Source organism: Sphingomonas sp. BL-S-25, assembly GCF_055521555.1.
Genome location: NZ_CM145486.1, coordinates 2,681,389 through 2,703,559, shown reverse-complemented (window position 1 = coordinate 2,703,559; position 22,171 = coordinate 2,681,389). Strand labels below are relative to the sequence as shown.

Annotated in this window: 17 protein-coding genes; 7 read left to right on the top strand and 10 right to left on the bottom strand. The window is 67.1% G+C overall.

What is annotated here, in order from left to right; genetic code table 11:
- Positions 1 to 5: 5 nt before the first annotated feature.
- Together ACZ1H8_RS12875 and ACZ1H8_RS12870 are read left to right on the top strand one after the other, a co-directional pair.
- Entirely contained in the window at positions 6 to 800 is a 795-nt protein-coding gene (locus ACZ1H8_RS12875) for a histidine phosphatase family protein (RefSeq protein WP_465177582.1), read from the top strand.
- Positions 797 to 1,675, top strand: a complete 879-nt coding sequence (locus tag ACZ1H8_RS12870) for an NAD(P)H-hydrate dehydratase (RefSeq protein ID WP_465177581.1) — start codon at positions 797 to 799, stop codon at positions 1,673 to 1,675. The genes ACZ1H8_RS12875 and ACZ1H8_RS12870 overlap by 4 nt, the downstream gene beginning before the upstream one ends.
- Positions 1,676 to 1,680: 5 nt before the next feature.
- Here the strand turns inward: ACZ1H8_RS12870 and ACZ1H8_RS12865 are convergent, their stop codons facing one another.
- The 3 genes from ACZ1H8_RS12865 to ACZ1H8_RS12855 are packed head-to-tail and all read right to left on the bottom strand — an operon-like array spanning position 1,681 to position 5,170.
- Positions 1,681 to 2,751 carry an LLM class flavin-dependent oxidoreductase gene (locus tag ACZ1H8_RS12865; RefSeq protein ID WP_465177580.1) on the bottom strand — a complete coding sequence of 357 codons (1,071 nt, stop codon included), beginning with the start codon at positions 2,749 to 2,751 and terminating at the stop codon, positions 1,681 to 1,683.
- Positions 2,748 to 4,343 (bottom strand): carboxylesterase/lipase family protein, encoded by a 1,596-nt coding sequence (locus ACZ1H8_RS12860; protein ID WP_465177579.1) that lies wholly within the window; start codon positions 4,341 to 4,343, stop codon positions 2,748 to 2,750. The genes ACZ1H8_RS12865 and ACZ1H8_RS12860 overlap by 4 nt, the downstream gene beginning before the upstream one ends.
- A complete protein-coding gene (locus ACZ1H8_RS12855) occupies positions 4,340 to 5,170 on the bottom strand; it encodes an aldo/keto reductase (protein ID WP_465177578.1) in 831 nt (276 codons plus the stop codon). The genes ACZ1H8_RS12860 and ACZ1H8_RS12855 overlap by 4 nt, the downstream gene beginning before the upstream one ends.
- Positions 5,171 to 5,314: 144 nt before the next feature.
- On the opposite strand from ACZ1H8_RS12855, the gene ACZ1H8_RS12850 reads away from it, so the two are divergent.
- From ACZ1H8_RS12850 to ACZ1H8_RS12840, 3 genes are all read left to right on the top strand, one after another.
- Complete coding sequence (locus ACZ1H8_RS12850; protein WP_465181394.1) at positions 5,315 to 6,364, top strand: Gfo/Idh/MocA family protein; 1,050 nt, start codon at positions 5,315 to 5,317, stop codon at positions 6,362 to 6,364.
- 99 nt (positions 6,365 to 6,463) lie between these two features.
- Positions 6,464 to 8,752: a TonB-dependent receptor gene (locus ACZ1H8_RS12845; RefSeq protein WP_465177577.1), complete on the top strand. Its 2,289-nt coding sequence runs from the start codon at positions 6,464 to 6,466 to the stop codon at positions 8,750 to 8,752.
- Between the two features lie 11 nt (positions 8,753 to 8,763).
- Positions 8,764 to 9,969: an MFS transporter gene (locus tag ACZ1H8_RS12840; protein ID WP_465177576.1), complete on the top strand. Its 1,206-nt coding sequence runs from the start codon at positions 8,764 to 8,766 to the stop codon at positions 9,967 to 9,969.
- Here ACZ1H8_RS12840 and ACZ1H8_RS12835 read toward each other — a convergent pair.
- The 3 genes from ACZ1H8_RS12835 to ACZ1H8_RS12825 all read right to left on the bottom strand — a co-directional run bounded on the left by ACZ1H8_RS12835 (position 9,941) and on the right by ACZ1H8_RS12825 (position 14,520).
- Positions 9,941 to 10,948, bottom strand: a complete 1,008-nt coding sequence (locus tag ACZ1H8_RS12835; protein WP_465177575.1) for a LacI family DNA-binding transcriptional regulator — start codon at positions 10,946 to 10,948, stop codon at positions 9,941 to 9,943. The two genes, ACZ1H8_RS12840 and ACZ1H8_RS12835, sit on opposite strands and share 29 nt — an antisense overlap.
- A 91-nt stretch (positions 10,949 to 11,039) precedes the next feature.
- Entirely contained in the window at positions 11,040 to 13,022 is a 1,983-nt protein-coding gene (locus ACZ1H8_RS12830; RefSeq protein ID WP_465177574.1) for a serine hydrolase domain-containing protein, read from the bottom strand.
- A gap of 19 nt (positions 13,023 to 13,041) precedes the next feature.
- Positions 13,042 to 14,520: a serine hydrolase domain-containing protein gene (locus tag ACZ1H8_RS12825; RefSeq protein ID WP_465177573.1), complete on the bottom strand. Its 1,479-nt coding sequence runs from the start codon at positions 14,518 to 14,520 to the stop codon at positions 13,042 to 13,044.
- A 279-nt stretch (positions 14,521 to 14,799) separates the two neighbouring features.
- Here ACZ1H8_RS12825 and ACZ1H8_RS12820 point away from each other — a divergent pair, with 279 nt between their 5' ends.
- Positions 14,800 to 15,339, top strand: a complete 540-nt coding sequence (locus ACZ1H8_RS12820; protein ID WP_465177572.1) for a DUF1826 domain-containing protein — start codon at positions 14,800 to 14,802, stop codon at positions 15,337 to 15,339.
- A 31-nt stretch (positions 15,340 to 15,370) separates the two neighbouring features.
- On the opposite strand, the gene ACZ1H8_RS12815 is transcribed toward ACZ1H8_RS12820, so the two are convergent.
- The 4 genes from ACZ1H8_RS12815 to ACZ1H8_RS12800 all read right to left on the bottom strand — a co-directional run bounded on the left by ACZ1H8_RS12815 (position 15,371) and on the right by ACZ1H8_RS12800 (position 20,684).
- On the bottom strand, positions 15,371 to 16,324 hold the full coding sequence (locus tag ACZ1H8_RS12815) for a tetratricopeptide repeat protein (protein WP_465177571.1): 954 nt from the start codon (positions 16,322 to 16,324) through the stop codon (positions 15,371 to 15,373).
- Positions 16,321 to 17,385 carry a dipeptidase gene (locus ACZ1H8_RS12810; RefSeq protein ID WP_465177570.1) on the bottom strand — a complete coding sequence of 355 codons (1,065 nt, stop codon included), beginning with the start codon at positions 17,383 to 17,385 and terminating at the stop codon, positions 16,321 to 16,323. Before ACZ1H8_RS12810 ends, ACZ1H8_RS12815 begins: the two co-directional genes overlap by 4 nt.
- Before the next feature lie 69 nt (positions 17,386 to 17,454).
- Positions 17,455 to 18,078, bottom strand: a complete 624-nt coding sequence (locus ACZ1H8_RS12805) for an XRE family transcriptional regulator (protein ID WP_110149432.1) — start codon at positions 18,076 to 18,078, stop codon at positions 17,455 to 17,457.
- 164 nt (positions 18,079 to 18,242) lie between these two features.
- Positions 18,243 to 20,684 carry a TonB-dependent receptor plug domain-containing protein gene (locus ACZ1H8_RS12800; RefSeq protein WP_465177569.1) on the bottom strand — a complete coding sequence of 814 codons (2,442 nt, stop codon included), beginning with the start codon at positions 20,682 to 20,684 and terminating at the stop codon, positions 18,243 to 18,245.
- A 169-nt stretch (positions 20,685 to 20,853) separates the two neighbouring features.
- Here ACZ1H8_RS12800 and ACZ1H8_RS12795 point away from each other — a divergent pair, with 169 nt between their 5' ends.
- Complete coding sequence (locus ACZ1H8_RS12795) at positions 20,854 to 22,146, top strand: metal-dependent hydrolase family protein (protein ID WP_465181393.1); 1,293 nt, start codon at positions 20,854 to 20,856, stop codon at positions 22,144 to 22,146.
- Positions 22,147 to 22,171: the final 25 nt, after the last annotated feature.

Genomic DNA, 22,171 nt, shown 5'->3' with positions numbered 1-22,171 from the left:
CTCCGGTGCGCATCGTGCCCGATGACCGCCTGACTCACGCACCGCGCTGGCCCGAACGGTTGTGGGTGGTCCGCCACGGTCAGTCGGCGGGCAATGTCGCGCGCGATGCCGCGCATGACGCCCGGCTCGACCGGATCGCGCTGAACGAGCGCGATGTCGATGTACCGCTCAGCGCGCTGGGCCGCGACCAGTCGCGTGCTTTGGGCCAGTGGTTCGCCGCGATGCCCGAAGACGAGCGGCCGACCGCCGTCCTCGTGTCGCCCTATGTCCGGGCGATGCAGACTGCCGCGCTGATCCGCGAATGCGGCGGGGTCGATGCCGACGAGCCCCTGTGCCGCGACGAGCGCCTGCGCGAGAAGGAGTTCGGCATCCTCGACGGGCTGACCACGCAAGGCGTGCGCAACCTCGAACCCGAACAGGCCGAGTTTCGCCGGCTACTGGGCAAATTCTATCATCGCCCGCCCGGCGGCGAGAGCTGGTGCGACGTGATCCTGAGGCTGCGTTCGGTGCTCGACACCATCTCGCTCCACCATGCCGGCGGCCGCGTGCTGATCGTCGCGCATCAGGTGGTCGTGCTGTGCCTTCGCTACATCATCGAATCGCTCGACGAAGAGCGGATCCTGGCAATCGACGCCGAGGGCGATGTCGCCAATTGCGGGGTGACCGAATATCGCCTCGACCCCGCATTTGGGCATCAGGGCGGGCTGGTCCTCGAACGCTACAATCTGACCGCGCCGGTCGAGCATGAGCGGGTGCCGGTTACCACCGCCAAGGACCCGCCGATGGCGGCGCGCGGATGAGCCTTACCGCGATCGACTCGCCCTGGCTGGCGGCGCATCCGCTCCCCGGCGTCGGGGGCGGCAAGGACAAGGATGCGCGCGGCCGGGTGCTGGCGCTGGGCGGGTCAGCCGAGGTGCCGGGTGCCTTGCTATTGACAGGTGATGCGGCACTTCGTTCCGGAGCTGGAAAGGTTGCACTTGCAACTATTTCAAGCATCTCCATCGCACTTGGTGTCGCCTTTCCCGAGGCTGCGGTGATTGCGCTCGCAGAACGCGAGGGCGAGATCGATGCACCCCTGCCCGACAGCATCCATCGCCGCTTCGGCCAGATCGACGCACTGGTCGCTGGTCCAGGCATGCGGCGCAGCGACTGGACCGGAGACGTCGTTGCCGCACTGCTCGACCATTGCGAGGTGCCGATCCTGCTCGATGCCGGCGCGATGATTGCCGCGGCCGGATTGCTGCCCGGCGGGCGTCAGGTCGTGCTCACGCCGCATCCGGGCGAACTGGCGCGGTTGTTCGACTGCGACAAGGACGCGGTCGAGGAGGACCTGGCCGGATCGGCGCACCGCGCGGCGGACCGTTTCGGCGCGATCGTGGTGCTGAAGTCGGCGGACACGGTTATCGCCGCGCCGGGCGAGACGGACTGTCTTCACTATCGCAGCGGCGTCGCCGGGCTGGGCACCGCGGGATCGGGCGATGTGCTGGCCGGACTGATCGGTGGGCTGCTGGCGCGCGGTGCGCCGCCGCGCGAGGCGGCGGCATGGGGCGTGTGGTTGCACGGCGAAGCAGGGCGGCGCGCCGGCAATGCCTGCGCCCCGATCGGCTTTCGCGCCGGCGAGATCGCGGTGCATATCCCGCCCGCGCTCCATGCGATGGAAACGCGCGGCGGCTGACCGGCCTAAAGGGTCGAGGCCAAGGGTGCGTGGTCGATCCGCGGCAGGACGTGGCGCGAGAACAGATCGGCCTCGGCGGCATGGGGATAGCCCGACAGGATGAAGGCATCGATGCCCATCTCGCGGTAGCGGTTCAGCTTCGCCAGCACCTGGTCGGGATCGCCGACGATCGCCGCGCCGCAACCCGAGCGCGCCCGGCCGATGCCGGTCCACAGATTCTCCTCGGCATAGCCATCCGCCGCCGCGCCCTCGCGCAGCGCCGCCTGTGCGGCAACGCCGGCCGACTGCGAGTCGAGCGACTTCGCCCGGATCTCGGCACCGCGCGCGGCATCAAGCTTCGACAGCAGGCGGTCGGCATAGAGCCGCGCCTCCTCCTCGGTATCGCGGACGATGAGGTGCGCGCGGTAGCCGAACTTCAGCGTGCGGCCGTGGCGCGCGGCGCGGTCCTTCATGTCGGCGATGATCGCCGCGACATTCGCCTCGACATCGGGCCACATCAGATAGACGTCGCAGCCCTGGGCCGCGGCCTCGCGCGCGTCGGGGGACAGGCCGCCGAAATAGAGCAGGGGCGCCTTGCCCGATAGGGTCGAGATGCGCGGCGGATCGACCTTCAGCGTCCAATGCTCGCCCTGATGGTCGAGCGGCTGGCCGTTCAGCAGCGTCTTCAGGATATGCATCAGCTCGACGGTGCGGGCGTAGCGCGGCGCCGACCCCAGCGTTTCGCCCGGCATTTCGGACGAGATGATGTTGATGTTCAGCCGCCCGCCCAGCATCCGGTCGATCGTCGCGATCTGGCGCGCCAGTTGCGGCGGCCAGCTTTCGCCGACGCGCACCGCCATCAGCAGCGCCAGCCGCTTCAGCATCGGTGCGATCGCCGCGGCAAAGGCGGTGGTGTCGATGCCCAGCGCATAGCCCGAGGGCAGCAGGATATTGTCGAACCCGCCGGTCTCGGCCTGCATCACGATGTCGCGGCAATGCTCCCAGCTCGACTGAAGCATCGGATCGGGCACGCCGAGGAACTCATAATCGTCATCGCACAGCGCGGAAAACCAGCTGACTTCGCACGGAGTCGTCACTTCACATCCTTCCTGGCGGACCGCGCTTCGGGAATGCCGAGCGCGGCGAGCCTGTCCATCCTGTCCCGATCCGGCCAGGCAAGCAGCCGGACGGTGTCGCCAAAGCCGACCATCTGTTCGGCCGCCGGGGTGTAGCGCGGCCAGCGCAGGCCGAGCGCCCGAGTGTTCGGATCACCCGTCGCGGCAAAGGCGATGATCGCCGCCCGCATCCGCGCGCCCAGCGCCCGGTCTCCGTCCCGCCAGTCGCGGGTGCGACGCGGTCCGTTCAGGCTTTCGAACGTGCCGAGCCAGAAGGGAACGTCATCGGTATGGTTGATCCCGGTGGTCGCCGGATCGAGATCGGAAAAGGCGACTCCGGGCGTATAGGGGTGCCGGCGGTCGAACCAATAGGCGAAGACCGGCGCGCGGCCCGATGCAACCTGCATCCGCGCCCAGCTGCGCATCATCGTCGAAAAGCCGATGTCATGCGCCAGCGCGCGGGCGGCTATCCGCGCGGATGCGTCGTCGCTGGCCGGGTACAGCGCCAGCACCGCATCCGCGCGCTCGCCGAAGCTGCGCGCGACCGCCGCGCGATACTCCGCCAGCGTCGCCGCCGCGCCCAGCGGGCCCAGCGCCTCGTCGCGCACCGTGCCCATCAGCAGCGGCACATCCGCCTGACCATGCGCGGCATAGGCCGCCGCCGGCGCCATCGGCACCGCGAGACCATCGATGATCGGCATCGCCAGCGGCCCCTGCGCCGCGACGATGCGGTCGGCCGGCATCCGGCGCAGCGCCGCGAGATCGGGCGCGGCCAGCTTCTGCTGGAAGGCGGTGCCGGCGGCCTCGCCCTCGGCCAGGGTCGCGCTGCGATCGGTGGTGGCGGACAGATAGGGCGAGCCGCTGAGCGCGACGACGCGGTGGAACAGCCCGCGCGCGCCGGGGCTGACCTGGAGCAGCGCCAGGCTGATCGCGCCGGCCGACTGGCCCATGATCGTGACCCGGCCGGCGTCGCCCCCGAACGCGGCGATGTTCGCCTGGACCCAGCGCAGCGCTGCGATCTGGTCGAGCAGGCCGTAATTGCCCGAGGCATGGTCGGGCGATTCGGCGGTCAGCGCGGGATGCGCCATGAAGCCGAGCGCGCCCAGCCGATAGTTGATCCCGACGACGATCGCGCCGTCAGCGGCAAGCGCCTCGCCGGTGTAGAGCGGCTTGCGCGCCGATCCCGCAACGAACGAGCCGCCATGGATGAACACGATGACCGGCAGCTTCGCGCCGTGGCGCGCGGTCTTCGGCGCCCAGACATTGAGGTACAGGCAGTCCTCGGCAATCGGATCGTCGCCGACATAATAGGCGATGCCATGGTCGCGCAGCGGCTGCATGCAGGACGGGGCGAAACGGGTCGCAGGGTAGACGCCGTTCCAGCGCGCGGCCGGTTGGGGCGGCTTCCAGCGCAGATCGCCGACCGGCGGCGCGGCAAAGGGAATGCCGAGCCAGGCCCGGACACCGGTATCGAGCGTCACCCCCTCGACCGGGCCGCGATCGGTCGCGACCGGATCGGCCAGTGCGGGCGACGCGATCGTCGCCAGCAACAGGGCGACGACCGCGCGGATCACGGCAGCCGCTCTCCGCGCGCCGCGACCAGCACGTCATACCAGTCCTGGCGGGTCCACCGGATCGCATGCGCCTGACCCAGCTCGGCGATGCGCGCCGCATTCTGCGTGCCCACGATCGGGACCGGCCGGGCGGGATGCGCCATGATCCAGCTATAGATTGTCGCCGCACGGCTCGCACCGGTCTCGGCCGCCTTGCGATCGAGCACGGCCGCGATCGCCTGACCGCGGGCATCCTGCGGATCGCCGAGGCGTCCACCGCCCAGCGGCGACCAGGCGAGGATCGCCAGATCGAGTTCCATCGCTTGGTCGAACACGCCGTTCACCAGCGGATCGAGATGCAGCGGCGAATATTCGGGCTGGTGGCTGGCGAGCGGGATGGTCAGGAATGACGCAAGCGCGCGCACCTGGTCGGGGGTGTAATTCGACACACCGACGGCGCGCACCTTGCCCGCGGTCACCGCATCCTCCAGCGCGCGCGCCGCTTCCTGCGGGTGGGTCAGGATGTCGGGACGATGGATCTGGTAGAGATCGACCTGCTCGACGCCCAGCCGTGCCAAGGAGGCGTCGAGCGCGCTGGCCAGATAGGCGGGACTCGAATCATAGGGTACCGGCGGCGTGATGCCGCCCTTGGTCGCGAGCACCATGCGCTCGCGCAGCCCCGGCGACTCGGCGAAGACCTGTCCGAGCAGCGCCTCGGCATCACCGAAGCCGCCACTGCCGTCGAAGCCATAGATGTCGGCGGTGTCGAACAGCGTCACGCCGGCCTCCAGCGCCGCCTCGATCAGCGTCCTGCCGTGCGCGACTCCCGCTCCGGCGAAACGCCACATGCCCCAGGCTATCGGGGCCACAAGGATTCCGCTCTTGCCGAGGGGAATGGCTTTCGGTGTAGGATCAAGCTGCGACATCGCTGTCACGCAATAAGGGATATCGGCTTGGTCGAGCAAGTACGTTACGGGCTGGTCGGAACCGGCATGATGGGCATCGAGCACCTGCAGAACCTGGCGATCACGCCGGGCGCGGTTGTGACGGCAATCGCCGATCCGGTCGAGACGTCGCTGGGGTGGGCGCGGTCCGCGCTGGGCGATCGGGCCGCGGGAGTCGCCGCCTTTGCCGACAGCGCCGAACTGGCCGCCAGCGGCCTGGTCGATGCGGTGATCGTCGCCAGCCCCAACTACACCCACCGCACCGTGCTCGAGCCGCTGTTCGATGCCGATGTCGCGATCCTGTGCGAGAAGCCGCTGGCGACGACGCTGGACGATGCGCGCTGGATCGTCGAGCGCGCCGAGGCGATGACCCGCCCCTTCTGGACGGCGATGGAATATCGCTACATGCCGCCCGCGGCCGAGTTCGTGGCGCAGGTCCATGGCGGGCGGATCGGCGCGCTGCGCATGCTGTCGATCCGCGAGCATCGCTTCCCGTTCCTGCCCAAGGTCGGCGACTGGAACCGGTTCAGCCGCAACACCGGCGGAACAATGGTCGAGAAATGCTGCCACTTCTTCGACCTGATGCGGCTGATCGTCCAGGCGGAGGCGGTGCGCGTCTATTGCTCGGGTGCGATGGACGTGAACCATCTGGACGAGCGCTATGGCGGCGAGCGGCCCGACATCATCGATAACAGCTATACCGTCGTCGATTTCGCCAATGGCGTGCGCGCGATGCTCGACCTGTCGATGTTCGCGGACGGCGCCGAGAATCAGGAAGAGATCACCGCGGTCGGTGACCGCGCCCGGCTGGACGTGCTGATCCCCGAAGGCGCGCTGGTATTCAGTCCGCGCACCGGTTTCGGCAATGCCAAGCAGGTTGAGCGCCACATCGTCGAGGTCGACCAGGCCGCGCTCGATGCCGGCAGCCACCATGGATCGACCTTCTACCAGCATCAGCGGTTCAATGCCGCGGTCCGCGGTGCCGGCCCGGTCGAGGTGACCGCACGCGACGGGTTGATGGCGGTCGCGATCGGCACCGCCGCCGAGATCAGCGCACGCGAAAAGCGCGCCGTGGAAATGGTCGAACTGGGGTTCTGAATGAAGCCGGGCTTGACTCGGGCAAAGACAAACTGATGAGTGACAGCGCGGGACATTAGATAACCCTACCAAACGAGTAGGGATTATGAGGGGAATGTCGTGACGAACCAGTGGTTGATGGCCGGAGCGGCGATGGCCGCGCTGATGAGCGTGCCCGCCAAGGCACAGGACGCACCGCCGGCCGAGCGCCAGGCAGACCAGGGGCGCGACGCCCCGGCGGAGATCATCGTCACCGCGCAGAAACGCGAGCAGCGGCTGCAGGACGTGCCGATCGCGGTGTCGGTCGTCACCGGCGACACGCTGGCCGCGCAGGCGGGCGTCAATCTCGAGAATGCGCAATATCTCGTGCCAACGATGAACTTTCGCAAATCGGGCACGACGCTGAACCAGTCGTTGTTCCTGCGCGGCGTCGGCACCTCGACCTTCTCGATCGCGGGCGAGCCGTCCATCTCAACCGTGGTCGACGGCGTGGTCTATAGCCGCGCGGGCGAGGCGTTCAGCGACCTGATCGATATCGAGCGGATCGAGGTGCTGCCCGGACCGCAGGGCACGTTGTTCGGCAAGAACGCATCGGCCGGCGTGATCAACATCGTCACCAAGCGGCCGGGCAATGATTTCGGCGGCTTTGCCGAGGCGAGCTATTTCACCGGCGGTAACGAATATCGCGTCCGCGGCGCGATCGACGTGCCGCTGGGCGACGTGGTGAAGAGCCGGGTCACCGGCTTCTACGGCAATTGGGAAGGCAATATCCGCAACATCGCGCATGGCGGGCGGCGGGTGAACGGGTACGACCATTGGGGCCTGCGCGGGATCGTCGTCGCCGATCCGACGCCCGACCTGAGCTTTACCCTGATCGCCGATTATCGCGAAAGCCGCGACGATTGCTGCGCCGAGGTGATCGGCACGCCGCCGACCAGCGGCGCGTCGCCCCCTTTGCTGCCCGACATCAACGGCAACAAGTCGCGCACGATCAACCAGGACCTGATCACCGCGACGCGCGAGACCGGATGGGGCGTGTCGCTGCAGGCCGACTGGACGCTGGGACGGCACCTGCTGACGTCGATTACCGCCTATCGCGACTGGAACAATGAGGAGATTCGCGACGGCGACTGGCTGCCCGCCGCCTATGTTGGGCTGAACCAGTTGCACGATACCGGTCCGCAGACCGGCAACACGTTCAGCCAGGAATTGCGGCTGACCTCGCCCAGCGGCCAGTTCCTCGAATATGTCGTCGGCGCCTTTTATTCGCGCGCCGATTCGCGCCGCATCTTCACCCGCAACGACATCGTCTGCACCGCAAACCCCGCTCCCGCGGCGGGCGTGCTGGTGCCGTGCACCACGCCGGGCCTGACCGTCACCCGGCCCAGCGGCACCGCCGATTTCGGGTCGACCTTCACCAATTACGCACTGTTCGGCCAGGCGACGCTGAACTTCGGCGCAGGCTTTCGCGGCATCGTCGGGCTGCGCTACACGATCGACGATCTCGACGTGTTCCACCAGCGCGTGACGACGCTGGCCGGTCCCGGCATCAATCCCAGCTTCGGTCCGTTCGCCGATAGCACCAGCAACCAGAATGTCTCGGGCAAGGCCGGGCTGCAGCTAGACCTGAGCCAGACGTCGATGGCCTATGCCACCTATGCCCGCGGCTATAAGGGGCCGGCTTATAACGTATTCTTCAACCTGACCGCGACCGGCACCAACATCGTCGATCCGGAAACCGCCGACAGTTTCGAGCTGGGCCTGAAGAACAGCTTCTTCGACGGCAGACTGGTGCTGAACCTGGCCGCCTGGTACGCGAAATATCACAATTACCAGGCGAACAATCCCGATCTGGTCGCCGGCGTGCTGGTCACCCGCTTCACCAATGCCGGCGAGATCTCGACCCGCGGCGCGCAGCTCGACTTCCTCGCGCGGCCGATCCCCGACCTGTCGCTGTCGGGCGGCCTGGCCTATACCGACGCGCATGTCGATCAGTTCAAGCTGCCGACCAACGGCGTGGTGACGGGCGTGATCCCCAGCGGCACCCAGCTGGGCGCCGGCATCCGCTGGAAGGGATCGTTCAATGCCGATTACCGGATCCGCACCGGCGGCGCGTTCGACATCGGGCTGGGCACGCAGATCTCGACCCAGTCGAGCCAGGCGGGGCAGTTCGACGCCAATCCCACGATCCGCGCGCTGACCGAGATCCCGGCCTATACGCTGATCAACCTGTCGGCCTCGCTGATCGATGTCGATGACCGGTTCCGGATCACCGCTCAGGTCAAGAACCTGCTCGACACCAGCTTCCCGGCATCGATCGTCAGCAGCGGGCCCGGCGGCGCCTATCGCTACATCATCCCGCGCGAGGCGGACCGCTATGCCGGCATCACCGCCCGGCTGAACTTCTGAGGATGACAGGCATGACGCGACGTGCGGGCGCGGGACGCTGGGCGATCGTCGCGCTCGTCTTCTTCGCGATCATGCTCAACTATGTCGACCGCCAGATCCTGGCGCTGCTCAAGCCGACGCTGGAGCAGGAATTTGGCTGGTCCGACCAGGATTATGGCAACATGGCCTCGGCGTTCCAGTTCGCCGCGGCGATCGCCTTTCTCGGCACCGGCTGGTTCATCGACCGGGTCGGGCTGCGCATCGGCTTTGCGATCGGCGTGGCGGTGTGGAGCGTCGCCGGCATGGCGCATGCCTTTGCCGCCAGCGTGTCGGGCTTTATCGCCGCGCGGATCGTGCTGGGGGCGGCCGAGTCGATCGGCACCCCCGCCGCGGTGAAGACCGCCGCCACCTATTTCGGACCGAAGGATCGGTCGATCGCGCTGGGCATCGGCAACACCGCGCCCAATATCGGCGCGATCGTCACCCCGCTCGCCATACCCGCGGTGGCGATCGCCTTCGGATGGAAGGCGGCATTCCTGATCGCCGGGGGGCTCGGCCTGGTGTGGGTGGTGGCGTGGTTCGCGCTGCGCATGCCCGCGCCGATCGCGCAGGACGACGACGCGCCGTCGATCCGCTGGATCGACCTGTTCCGCGACCGGCGCACGCTGGCGATCGCGATCGCCAAGGTGCTGTCGGATCAGGTCTGGTTCTTCATGTTGTCCTGGCTGCCCGACCTGTTCCACCGGTTGTTCGGCCTGCCCCAAGGGACGGTCGGGCTGCCGGTCGCGCTCGTCTATGCGCTGGCGGCGTGCGGCGCCCTGACCGGCGGCTGGCTGCCCAGCTGGCTGATGGCGCGCGGATGGAGCGTGAACCGCGCGCGCAAGACGACTTTGCTGCTCTATGCGCTGCTGATCCTGCCGGTGCCGATCGTGCTGTCGCTGCAAAGCCCTTGGACCGCGGCGCTGGTGCTGGGCCTGGGGCTGTTCGCGCATCAGGGCTTTTCGACCAATGTCTTCGCGCTGACCACCGACGTGATGCCGGCGCGGTCGGTCGGCTCGACGATCGGCATCGCGGCATTCTGCGGCAATATGGGATCGATCGGGATGATCCAGCTGTCCGCCTGGTCGCTGGGCAACGGGCTGGGCTACGCGCCGATGCTGATCATCTGCGCGTTCAGCTATCTGGCGGCCTTGGGCTTCATCCAGCTGCTCATCCCGCGGATCGCAGCGGCCCGGTAGATTCGCGGCGGACCAGCTCGAACGGCACCTCGCGCCGCTCGATCCGGAACTCGCCGGCCAGCAGCAGGTCCGCCGCCTGATAGCCGAGCGTGCGCGTCGGCTGGCGGATCGTGGTCAGTGGCGGCCACACCATGCGCGACACCGCATCGTCGCCGAAGCCGGCGATCGACAGCTGTGCCGGCACCGACAGCCCGCGGCGATGCGCGACGCTGAGCGCGCCGGCGGCCATGTCGTCATTGGCGGCGAAGATCGCACTGGGCGGATCGCGCAGCGCCAAGAGCGCCTCGGCCGCGTCGGCGCCCGAGGCAAAGTCGTAATCGCCCGGCCGGACCAACTGCGGATCGAAGGCGATGTCGGCATCGTCGAGCGCGGCGCGATAGCCCTCCAGCCGCTGGGTGCTGGTGGCATAGCTGGCATGGCCCGAGATGAAGCCGATCCGGCGATGGCCGAGCGCCAGCAAATGGCGCGTCATCGCGGTCGCCGCGCCGACATTGTCGATGAACACCGACGCGGTGAGGTCGAGATCGGTCCCCGGCGAGACGCGCACGAAGCGGACGTTGCGCCGCGCCATCAGCGCCAGCACCTCGGGATAATCGGTCGCGGGCGGGGTCAGGATCAGCCCGTCGACGCCCGAGGCATCGACCAGGCTCTCGATATCGTCGAGCAGCCGTTCGGAATCATGATCATAGGGCTGTGCGATCATCCGCACCCCGTCGATCAGGCAGCGGTCGCGGATTCCCGACTGCATCTCATAGACATAATAGGGGCTGGGATTGTCGCAGGCGAGCGCGATCTGGAAGCTGCGATGCCCGGCCAGCGTGCGCGCGGCGACATTGGGGCGATAGTTGAGCGAGGCGACCGCGGCGTTGACCTTCGCGCGCGTCGCCTCCGACACGCGCTTCTCCCGGTTGAGCACGCGCGACACCGTCTTGATCGACACGCCGGCAAGGCGGGACACGTCACTGATCGTTGCTCGCACAAGTCCTCCCGCCGAACGAATGGCGGATGCGCGCGCGCGGGTCAAAGCCGGCGAAGCAGCGCAGGAAATTTCCTATGCGCTCCAGCAGATATCAGCGGCCGTCCTCGACATAGACATAGTCATTCTGCTGACCATCGTTGATCGACAGCGTCCGCTTGTCGCCCTGCTTGCCGACCAGCGCCTCGATGGTGATGATCCCCGGCCCTGCCGAGACGATCGAGGTCGTGCCGTCGGCATTGGCGCGGGTCGCGATCGGCCCCTCGACGAAGCCGGCCTTCATCCACTTCGCGCCGCCCCGCTCGCTGATCGTAATCTGACCGACGCCGGGCGCCAGATAATGCGGCGCGAGGCCGGCCAGCACCGCGGGATCGCCCGGGAAGGTCAGGCCGTCGCGCTTTGCCTTTGCCTCGGCGCGGATGCGCTGGGCGGCTGCCGCGACTTCCTGTTCCGCCTGGGGCTGACCATCGTACAAGACCTCGACCAGCCGGCGGAGGAACGGCGCCAGCATCTGCGCGCCGGGATCGGCATTGGTCAGGATCACCGCCCCCACCCCGGCCTCGGGCAGCGCGAACCAGGTGGTGTGATAGCCGACCAGCGTCCCGCCATGGGTGACGACCGGAATGCCCCAGGCATCGCGCTGGAACAGGCCCATGCCGTACCAGCTGTCGGGCCCGACCTGGACGCCCTTGCGGCGGCGCTCGAACAGATTGGCCTGGCTCACCATCCGCTTGCCATTCGGCAGCACGCCGCCCGACAGTTCGAGCTGGACATAGCGCACCATGTCCGCGGTGCTGGCAAAGGCGGCACCCGCCGGCCGGTGCGGATGGGCGGCGAAGTTGAAGTCGTTCGACATGCGGACCGTGCGCCCGTCAATGTCGAGCCCGTGCGGCGCGGCCCAGTTGCCCGCCATCCCCTTGGCATAGTCGAAGCTGCTGTCGCGCATGCCGAGCGGGCCGAATACCTTTTCCTGCATCGCTCGGTCATAGGCGGCGCCGATCTCCATCTCCGGATGGACCAGCGCCCCGCCGATATAGCCCGCGGCCGACGCCATCAGATTGTTATACTGGAACAACTCGCCGAACTTGCTGGTCGGATGGGTCGCGGCAAGCCCGCGAAACGTCTCCGCCGCCGGCTGGCCCGCATCGGCGAGGATGAAGCCGTAATCCTGACGCGGCAGGCCGGTGCAGGCGCAGACCAGATGCTTGACCTGAACCGAGCGCGTCACCTCGTCGCTGCCCAGGCGGAAGGACGGGTAGAGATCGATCACCGGCTGGTCCCAGCGCAGCTTGCCCTCGTCCGCCAGCACCGAGAGGAGCAGGGTGGTCAGCCCCTTGGTGTTCGAGGCGATCATGAACTTGGTATGCGCATCGACCTTTTCGGGCGAGCCGAGCGCGCGCACGCCGACGCCGCCTTCCCAGATCACCTTGCCGTCCTGGATCAGCGCCAGCCCGACGCCAGGCACTTCGAGCGCGGCCGCGCTCTGCTCGACGAAGCGGCGGAGCTGCGCGACGCGCTCGGGGGTCAGGCGGTGCGCGGTCTTGCCAGCGAAGCTCTCGACCTGAAAGCCGGTCGGGCGCAGCCCCTGCTGCACCACCGAGATCGCGGCCGACCGCTTGTTCGCGGTACCTGCGGCGCCATCGACCAGCATTACCGTCCAGCCCGTTCCCTTGCGCAGCGCCAGCGCGGCGCGGATCGCGCGTTCGGACGGCAGGGTGCGATAGGCGATGCTGACCCGTTCGTCCCAGCCATCGCCCGCAGGCGCAGCGGTGCTGACCTCGACCGCGGGCGCCGCGCCCTGGCGATAGGCGGCCCAGGCGGCGGTGGCCGCCGCTGCCGCATCCGCCGCCTGGCCGATATCGACCAAGATGATGCGCAAATCCTTTTCCGGTGCGGCGAGTATGATCGCCCTGCCCTGCCGGTCGGCGGCCCAGTCCTTGGGCTGGACATAATGGACACCGGCATCGGTGGTGCCGGGCGTGTCCGCGGCGGCAGCGGCCGTGCTGGTGGCGGGAGCGGTCTGGGCCATGGCGATGACGGGGGAACAGGCGAGCGCGACGGCGAGCAGCGGCTTCATGACTTTCCTCTCCGATCGGTCAGGGCTGGACGAGATGATAGGCAACATGCGGTTGCGACGAGAAGCCGAGGCGCCAGCGCCCCTCCTGCCCGTGGAAGCGCAACCGTTCATAGGGACCGCCGGCCCGGGCGCCGGTCACCTGTTCGAACAGGCCCGGCCCGATCCGCTCCCAGCTGGTGGTGCGCCCGCCGGCGGTGACGGTAATTGCGTTGGGTCCGGCCGCCGCGACCTTGAGATCGCGGTCCGGGTCGATCGGCAGGCTGTGGTCGCGGCGGTTCACGCGGTAGGAACCGAAGGCGAGTTTCTCGTCCGCGGGCGCAGCGATGCGCGGTGCCGGCGCCTGGGGGAAGAGCCGGCCGATCAGCGCCTCGGTCAGTTCGGTGCGACCACCATAGCTGCCCTGCCCACCGGTTTCGGACACGAAGAAGCCGATCCCAGCCTCGGGCGCGAGGATCATGTTCGAGTGGAAGTCGACCGTGTTGCCGCCATGTCCGACCAGTCGCGGGCCGGTCTGACGGACGACGAAGAAGCCGTGCGCCATGCCCGGCAGGCCCGGGGTGTTGGCGATCGAATCCGACATCAGCAGTCGCACGGATTCGGGCTTGAGGATGCGGACCTTGCCCAGGGTGCCGCCGCCCAGCAGCATCATCATGAACCGCTGCATGTCGGGCGCGCTGCTGGTGCCCGATCCGGCCGGCATGATGTTGCTGAACAGCTCGAACGGCTTTGCCCGGAAGCGGCCATCCGCGACCTCATAGCCATTGGCCATGCGCGGCAGCAGCGCGGCGGGCAATGGCTCGCGGAAGCTGGTCGAGGTCATGCCGAGCGGCTGGAACAGGTGGCGCTCGACATAGTCGGCGAATGGTTCGCCCGACACCTGTTCGACGATATAGCCTGCCAGCGCCGCGCCATAGTTGGAATAGGACACCTCGGTCCCGGCCGGCCACAGGCGCTGGGGAATGTGCGTCTTCATCCAGTCGCGGTACGGAACCAGCTTGTCGACCGAGGGCGCGACGATGTCGGCGACGTCGCTCATCCCGACCGCATGCGACAGCAGGTCGCGCACGCGGATAGGCTTGCCCTCGAACGGCGGGATAGTGAAGTCGAGATAGGTGTTCACATCGGCGTCGAGATCGACCTTACCGAGTTCAACCTGCTGCAACAGCGCGGTCCAGGTGAACATCTTCGACACCGATCCGGGACGGAACAGGGTCTGCTGCGGATCCACCGGCACGCCCTTCGCGACATCGGCAAAGCCATAGCCACGGGTGAACAGCACGCGGCCGTCATGGACGACGGTGACCACCGCCCCTGCTACTTCGCGCGTCGCGATCTGCTGCGCCATGATGCCATCGACGAAGTCGGCAAGGCCGTCGGTGCGGGGCTGAACAGACGCGGTGGCCGCGGTGGTTTGCGCGGGAGCGGAGATCGGGACGGCGCAGGCGGCGAGCAACGCTGCTGCCAATGCAGTACGGCCCAGCTTCGGTTTCATGGTCATGACGACTCCCCCGATGTCTATTTCTGATCAGGATCGTATCGTCCTTATTGGAAACGTCAACGCCCAGTCCGGATGACGGGTTGAGGCCCGTTATTTGCCGTCTCGACCACAAACATCCGGCGGACTATGATATGTTGTATCATATGATACATGGGTAAGATGATGTTGTGTCCGGTGATGGTCGAGCATGAAGCAATCGATATGCCCTTGGTGCACGCGTGCTTCGACACCGATGCGCGGGTTCTGACTGAGATTCGGAGACCTGGGATCAATCTGGCGGTGTGGCAGCGGAAAAACCTGCCGCCGCTGCCCGGCGGCGAGCTGCTGGAGCGGATCGATGACATCGGCGTCGAGATGGCCGTCGCGCGGGTTGCAGTTGATCTGCCGCCGGTGCTGCGTCGGGCCCGCTACCCCAGCGGCTGCGTGCCGGGGCTGGCGAAGGATGTGGCGATGCTTGCCCGCCACATGGGCGGGATCGCCGGGTGCGAGAGCGTGGCGATCCGGCTGGAGATCGTCGAGACCGATGCATGCAGGCGATTCCACACCGACTATGTCACCGTCCGGCTGATCAGCAGCTATGCAGGACCGGCAACCCAGTGGCTGTCAGACCTGGACGCAGCAGCGCTGCGCGACGGCGCCGACCCGTCGGCGCTCACCATCCGGGCGCTGGCGACGGGCGACATTGCAGTGTTCAAGGGCAGGCGATGGGCGGAGCATGGCGCGATCTTTCACCGGTCGCCGCCGGTCGCCGGCACGGGCGTGCGGCGGCTCGTGCTGGTCATCGACCCGGTATCAGACGCGCCGCGCCTGCACGGCTGATCGGGTCTTGGCGAGTTGGCGGCGTCGGCCGTCAGGACCGGCTTTTCCCACGACTGGACGTGCGGTCGGGATCGGCCAGTTCGGCCTCGGACGGCCAATGGCCCTGCGGGTTCTCGCGGACGATCTCGGTCAGCAGCGCCTTGGCGCCTGCCTCATCACCGGCGAAGCGGCGTTCCATCGCGATCGCGAACTTGATCGTGCTGTCGCGCGTATCCTTGAAGCGGGCCGGGTCCAGCCTGCCCTGCATGATCTTCACCGCGTGATAATAGAAGTCGTTCTCGATCAGCTTCAGGCCGGGTTCGATCGCGTCGATCACGCGGCGCGCCTCGTCGTGGCGACCCATCTTGCGCAGGGCGAGATAGGTCCAATAGGCAGTCGGCACGCGCATGTCGTCGCGGGCGAAGTCGGCAGCAAGGTCGAGCGACTTCGCCATGCCGGCGACGACGGTTTCATAGTCGCCCGTCGCGAAGCTGGTCTGCGCATGATAATAGACGATGTTGCCGCGATAGGTGCTGATCGTCAGCGCCAGCGGATTGGGCATGCCATCGGGCTCGAATGTGTCGGGCGTGTCGCCCATCAGCTCGAGCGCCTTTTCGTAATCGGCCAGTGCCGCATCGAACCGCCGCGCGCGCGTCAGGTCGCGGGCGCGGAAGCGGTAGAGCTTGTAGCTGTTCGGGAAGCGGCGGATGCCGGCGGTGAAGGCATCGACCGACTCACAGACACGGCCGGCATAGTCGAGGCGACGGCCATACCAAATATGGCTGTCCTCGCGGTCGGGCGCGATGCGCAGCGCCGCCGCGGCGATCGCGATGTCCTCGTCGAGGATCTTCTGCGTTGTGGCGGAGAATTTGGGGATCGACAGCTTCGTGCCGATCAGGCTGGTCGCGCATTGACCGGTCGCATCGGCCGCCCCTTGCGCGGAGGCGGCCGTGCTCAGCATGATGAGCGCGGTCGCGGCGGTGGCGAGAAACGGAAAGCGGTTCATCCGATCACCTCCTGATAGATGCGTCGCACGTTGAGGCCCATGATCTTCTCGACCGTGCTCGACGGGTAGCCGAGCTTGCGGACGCCGTCCCAGACCACTTCCATCCGGCGCGGACCGTTCAGTTCGTTAATGAACAATGGCCAGTCGGCCTCGTTGAAATTGGCGCCTTCCTCGCGCTTCAGCTCGGCGACATAGGCGTCGGTCATCTCGACGACGCGGTGGTCGCGGTCGCTGCCGATGCCGACATGGTCGGCGCCCATCAGCTTCACCGCATGGTCGATATGGCGGAAATATTCGGGAAGCGCGTCGTCGCGCTTCGTCGTCAGGAACGGCCGCATCTGGCAGATACCCGCCACGCCACCGCGATCGGCCAGCAGGCGGAGATTGGCGTCGGTGGTGTTACGGGTGTTGCGATGCACCGCCATGCAGGCGGTGTGCGAGACGATCACCGGCCGCTTCGACGCGGTGATCGTGTCGGCCATCGTCGCCATATTGGCGTGCGACAGGTCGATCAGCATGCCGCGATCGTTCATCCGCGCGACCAGCTCGCGACCGAAATGGGTCAAGCCATTGCTGCCCAGCTCCTTGCAGCCGGCGCCGGCCCAGTTCTGGTCGTTATAGGTGATCTGCGCCGAGCGGACGCCCAGTTTGTGGAACAGATCGACAGTGTCGAGGTCGCGGCCGAACTGGGTGCTGTTCTGGAACAGGTAGAACAACGCGATCTGGCCGTGTCGACGCGCGACGTCGATGTCGCTGGTCCGGGTCGCCTTGAGAAACAGCTTGGGGTGCTTCGCGATATGGGCGTCGTGATCGAGCACTGCCTGCAGCGCTTCCTCGCGCGCCTGGCCCTCATAGGCCTTGGGATCGCACAGGGTCACGGTGATCGCGTCGAGGCCGCTGTCGCGCATCTGGCCGATCAGCGCGGCATCATATTCGAAGCGCACTTCCCCCATCGCGTCGAAGGTGAGCGGGCGCCCCGGCGCGCGCGCAGCGAGCGCTGGCCCCGCCAGGGTCAGCGCCGAGAATGACGTTGCCGACGCGATAAACTGACGCCTGTCCACGATAGCCCCTCCCGATATCTTATCGGAAAGTTCATAGCTAATCGGAAAATTAAAGCAAGTGGCTGGAACTCATCCGGTATTGACCCACAGCACGACCGCGTCCTTCTCGCTGGTCGAATAACAGGCATGCTGCATGCTGCTGTCGATATAGATGCAGTCGCCGACGCCCAGCGTTACCGATTCATAATGTTCGGTGTGGAAGCAGATCTCGCCCTCGAGGACATAGACGAACTCCTCGCCGCCATGTTCGGACCAGCTGGTGAACTCGTCGAGCGAGCGCGCCTTGATCGTCGTGACGAAGGGCAGGACCTTCTTGTTCTTGAGCTCGGCTGCGAGCAGCCGGTGACGATAGACCTCGGTCTCCATCAGCCGGCCGGCGCCCGCCATGGTGACGCTACGTCGCCCGGTGCCGTCCTGCGCCGAATTGGTCGCGAACAGGTCGGTGATGTCGATGTCGAAGCCAGAGGCGAGCTTCTGGACCACGTCGAAGGTCGGCGACATCTGGTCGTTCTCGATCTTCGACAGCGTTGACGCCGCAAGGCCGGTCTGGCGGCCCGCATCCTCCAGCGTCAGACTGCGCTCGCGGCGCAGCTCGCGCAGGCGGCGGCCGAGGTGGAACGAGTCCACCCGGCGCCGCCGGGCCGAACGAATAGCGCCCAGAACCTCAGGCTCGTCTCCATCCGTCGACCGCATTGTGGCTGTTCCTTGTGCAAATTCCGGACGACGGGGGCGGGGCACCGTCCCCCGCCGTCCGGTCGGTGTTCCGACATAGAGGAGAAATTTCCGATAGGCCATGCGACGGACGTCCGCCCGGCGACCAGCCTATCGGAATTTCAGACCATATCGGTGCGACCCGATCAGAATTTGAACTTGGCGGTCAGATAGTAGAAGCCGCCGGCCACGCCGAACACGCTGTGATTGTCGTAGATCAGACCGGTGCGGGCACGCGCCGCGCCGCGATCGGGCGGGAAGATGTTGAACAGGTTGCGCGCGCCGATGCTGAGATCGACGTTGCGAATCCCCGAATAGGTCAGCTCGGCGTCGAACAGGGTCACCTCCTTGCGCGGCAGGAAGGTGTTGCCGTCCAGGCGGCGCCAGGCGCCGTAGTGGATCGCCCTGCCCATGACCGCGAAATCGCCGATCCGCGTCGTGGTCGAGAAATTGCCGCGCCAGCGCGGCGTGCCACGTTCGAACTCGGTGACGATCGCCGGGCTGAAGCCCGGGGGCGGCGAGCCGCGCAGATGCTGCTCGTTATAGTTGACCGCCAGGCTGAAATCGGTCGAGGCGATCGACGACCAGCGATGGCGATAGGTGCTGACCAGGTCGAAGCCGCGGACGCGGGTGTCCATTTCGTTCTGGAAATAGCGCACCTGCTCGATATCCGCCCCGTTGGGGAAGCCGAGCGCGGCAAGCGCCGCCCGCTCGGCCGGGGTGGTATCGCGCGACGGGGTGAGCAGCAGACGGTCGTCGACATCGATCTGATAGAAATCGAGCGTCGTCAGGAAGCCCTCGAGCCCGGTGAAGACGATGCCCGCCGACATGTTGAACGAGGTTTCCGGAATGAGCGACTGCGAGCCGAAAACCTGCGCCGCGGGCGAACCCGGGACCAGCACCGCGTCGAGGATGAAGCCGCCCAGCCCGTCGAGCTGCGAGGTCAGGCTGGTACCGAACACCTGGCCGGCGGCCGGAGCGCGGAAGCCGGTGCTGACCGAGCCGCGCAGCGCGAAGGCGTCGTTCAGCTTGAAGCGGGTTGCCGCCTTGTAGCTGAAATTGTCGCCGAACTGGTCATAATCCTCGTAGCGCGCGGCGACCGAGAGGTTCCACCAGGGCGTGATGTCGGCATCGACCTCACCGAACACCGCATAGCTCGACGAATCGAAGCTGCCGGCGAAGTCGGGCGAGAAGCCCTGAAAGCCGTTGGCGCCGGCGGGAAGATCGCGCAGCGGTCCGGTGATGTAGCTCCCCACGTCGCCCTGGCCGATCACATAGGTCTCGTTGCGGTAGCTGGCGCCGGCGAAGACCAGGATCTCGTCGGTCAGGTCATAGGAGACCTCGCCGTCGAACTGCAGCTCGCGCTGGGTCAGCGATCCGGGCTTGAACGAGGTGGGCGAGTTGACGCCCATCGACGCGTTGATCGTGTTGGTGATCGTATAGTCGACGGTATTGCTGCCATAGCGACCCGACACGTCCCATTTCAGCCGGCCGCCGCGATCGCGCAGGCCGAACACGACGCTGATATCCTCGAGATCGCCGGCGAATTCCGGCGTGAAGCCGCCGGGGTAGATCGCCGCCAGATTGAACGCCTGCGGGTGGGTGGGCGTCAGGTCATAGGCGGAATTGGCATAGGTGTTGTGGCCGTTCAGGCCGCCGGCAGCATAGGGCTGGCGCAGGCCGAAGGTAACCGAGCTTTCGCCAATCATATAATTGCCGAAGGTGTAGAGCTCGGCATCGCCGCTCACCGTCACGCCGGCATTCCAGACCAGCTTGAACGCGCGGTAGAGCGGGTCGAGGTTACCCTCGGGGTGCTCGGGCACGCCCGGAACGCCGGCCGCGCGCAGCGCCGCCGCACCCTGGTGCACCGCCTTGCCGGCATGCGCCTTGGCCTGGTCAGTATATTGGGCCGCCAGGTTCAGATAGGCATTGTCGCCAACCGGGACCGCGACATGGCCCTGGATGTCGTAGGTGCGCCCGCCGGTCTCATAATATTCACCGACCTGCGCGATGATCGCGCCGCCGCTCTTCGCGCGCTTCAGCTCGAGGTTGATCACGCCGGCGATCGCGTCCGAGCCATATTGCGCCGATGCGCCGTCGCGCAGCACCTCGACGCTGGAAAGCGCGATCGGCGGGATGACATTGAAGTCCTGGCCCTGCGAGCCGGACGTCGAGGCATGGCCGGTGCCGATCTGGACGATCGAGGCACGGTGGCGACGCTTGCCGTTCATCAGCAGCAGGACGTGGTCGGCGGGCGAGCCGCGCAGCGTGATCGGACGCACGAAGGACGAGCCGTCATTGCCCTGGAGACGCTGGGCGTTGAACGCGGGGACCAGCGTGCGCAGCGCGTCGTTGACGTCGGCATAGCCGGTCGTGCTGATCTGTTCGGGCGAGATGACGTCGATCGCGACGGCGCTGTCGGTGACCGAACGGTCCATGCGGCGCGTTCCGATGACGACGATCGAATCGGCCGCCTCCTCGCTCTCGGCGCGCTCTTCCTGCGGCGCGACTTCCTGCGCCTGGGCCAGCGGCGTGACCGCGAACGCCATGGCGGACGACACCAGCAGGCGTGACACGAGCTTGGACATTATACCCTCCTTTTTCCCCGGTTTTTCGATCGGCGACCCCGCCGGTTTCCGATCAGTGTCAGATTTCTTGCAATTTTCCTATCATAGAAATTATTGCCTAACCAGTAAATCCTACCTATGCCTTTCCTGTCGGCGCGAAATGGCGCCCGGGGAGGGTTCACGCGTGGCCATGATGATGAAGTCGCTCGCACTGGCCGCCAGCCTCGCCTGCTCGACCGCGGCGATGGCGCAGCAGGATGCGCCCGAATCGCTGGCGATCCATGCTGGCCGGGTGATCGCCGTCCCCGGCGAGAAACCGCTTGGTCCCTCGACGATCATGGTTCGCGAGGGGCGGATCGCCGAGATCGTGCCCGGACATGTCGAGCGGACCGGCGTCCGCAAGGTCGACCTTCGCGACCGCACCGTGCTGCCCGGGCTGATCGACACGCATGTCCATCTCAGCTTCTCGCCCGACACCGCGCTGACGTCGGCAGCGGTCGATACGGCCGAGGATGTCACGCTGATCGCCTATGCGAATGGGCTGAAGACGCTGCAGGCCGGGTTCACCACCGTGCGCGATGTCGGGTCGGACGGCTATTCGATCCATGCACTGCGCGACGCGACCGAGGAGGGGCGGGTCGTCGGTCCGCGGATCGTCCTGTCGGGCACCTCGCTGTCGATCGTCGGCGGGCATGGCGACATGTCGGGGCTGAACCGCAAGGCGACCGAGGCGCTGTACCCCTATGACTATACCGGCGCCTGCACCGGCGCGGTCGAATGCGCGCTGCGCGTACGCGAGGCGGCCAAATATGGCGCCGACCTGATCAAGATCACCTCGACCGGCGGCATCCGTTCGCAACAGGCGCGCGGCCTGGGACAGCATCTGACCGACGAGGAACTGACCTCGATCATCACCACCGCGCACGGCCTGGGCCTGAAGGTCGCGGCGCATGCGCATGGCGGCCAGGGCGTCGAAGCCTCGGTGCGCGCGGGCGTCGATTCGATCGAGCACGGCACCTATCTGGACGACGCCACCGCGAAGCTGATGGCGCAGCGCGGGACCTGGCTGGTCCCGACGCTCGGGCTGCTCGACGGGCATGATCCGGCCGAGGCCAGCCCGGCGGTCCGCGCCAAGATGGAAGAGGCGCGGCGGGTCCGCGGCCGCAACATCCGGCTGGCGATGCAGTATCGCGTGCGGGTCGCCTTCGGCACCGACGCCGGCGTCTCGCCGCACGGCGAGAATGCGCGCCAGTTCCGCCTGATGGTCGAGCAGGGCCCGATGACGCCGATGGCGGCGCTGCGATCGGCGACGGTCGATGCCGCCGCGCTGATCGACCGATCGGACACGGTCGGCACGATCGAGCCGGGCAAGTTCGCCGACCTGATCGCCGTGTCGGGCGATCCCTATTCCGACATCACCGTGCTGGAGCGCGTCTCGACCGTCATCAAGGGCGGGCGCGTCATCCGGCACGACGTGCCATGATGCGCGCATCAGCCGCTCCGGCACC

Coding starts and splice junctions, on each gene's coding strand:
- ACZ1H8_RS12815 (WP_465177571.1), bottom strand. CDS start 16,324: ATGAACCGCTTTCCGTTTCTCGCCACCGCCGCGACCGCGCTCATCATG.
- ACZ1H8_RS12830 (WP_465177574.1), bottom strand. CDS start 13,022: ATGAAGCCGCTGCTCGCCGTCGCGCTCGCCTGTTCCCCCGTCATCGCC.
- ACZ1H8_RS12850 (WP_465181394.1), top strand. CDS start 5,315: ATGATGGGCATCGAGCACCTGCAGAACCTGGCGATCACGCCGGGCGCG.
- ACZ1H8_RS12825 (WP_465177573.1), bottom strand. CDS start 14,520: ATGACCATGAAACCGAAGCTGGGCCGTACTGCATTGGCAGCAGCGTTG.
- ACZ1H8_RS12855 (WP_465177578.1), bottom strand. CDS start 5,170: ATGTGGCGTTTCGCCGGAGCGGGAGTCGCGCACGGCAGGACGCTGATC.
- ACZ1H8_RS12800 (WP_465177569.1), bottom strand. CDS start 20,684: ATGTCCAAGCTCGTGTCACGCCTGCTGGTGTCGTCCGCCATGGCGTTC.
- ACZ1H8_RS12795 (WP_465181393.1), top strand. CDS start 20,854: ATGATGATGAAGTCGCTCGCACTGGCCGCCAGCCTCGCCTGCTCGACC.
- ACZ1H8_RS12805 (WP_110149432.1), bottom strand. CDS start 18,078: ATGCGGTCGACGGATGGAGACGAGCCTGAGGTTCTGGGCGCTATTCGT.
- ACZ1H8_RS12870 (WP_465177581.1), top strand. CDS start 797: ATGAGCCTTACCGCGATCGACTCGCCCTGGCTGGCGGCGCATCCGCTC.
- ACZ1H8_RS12840 (WP_465177576.1), top strand. CDS start 8,764: ATGACGCGACGTGCGGGCGCGGGACGCTGGGCGATCGTCGCGCTCGTC.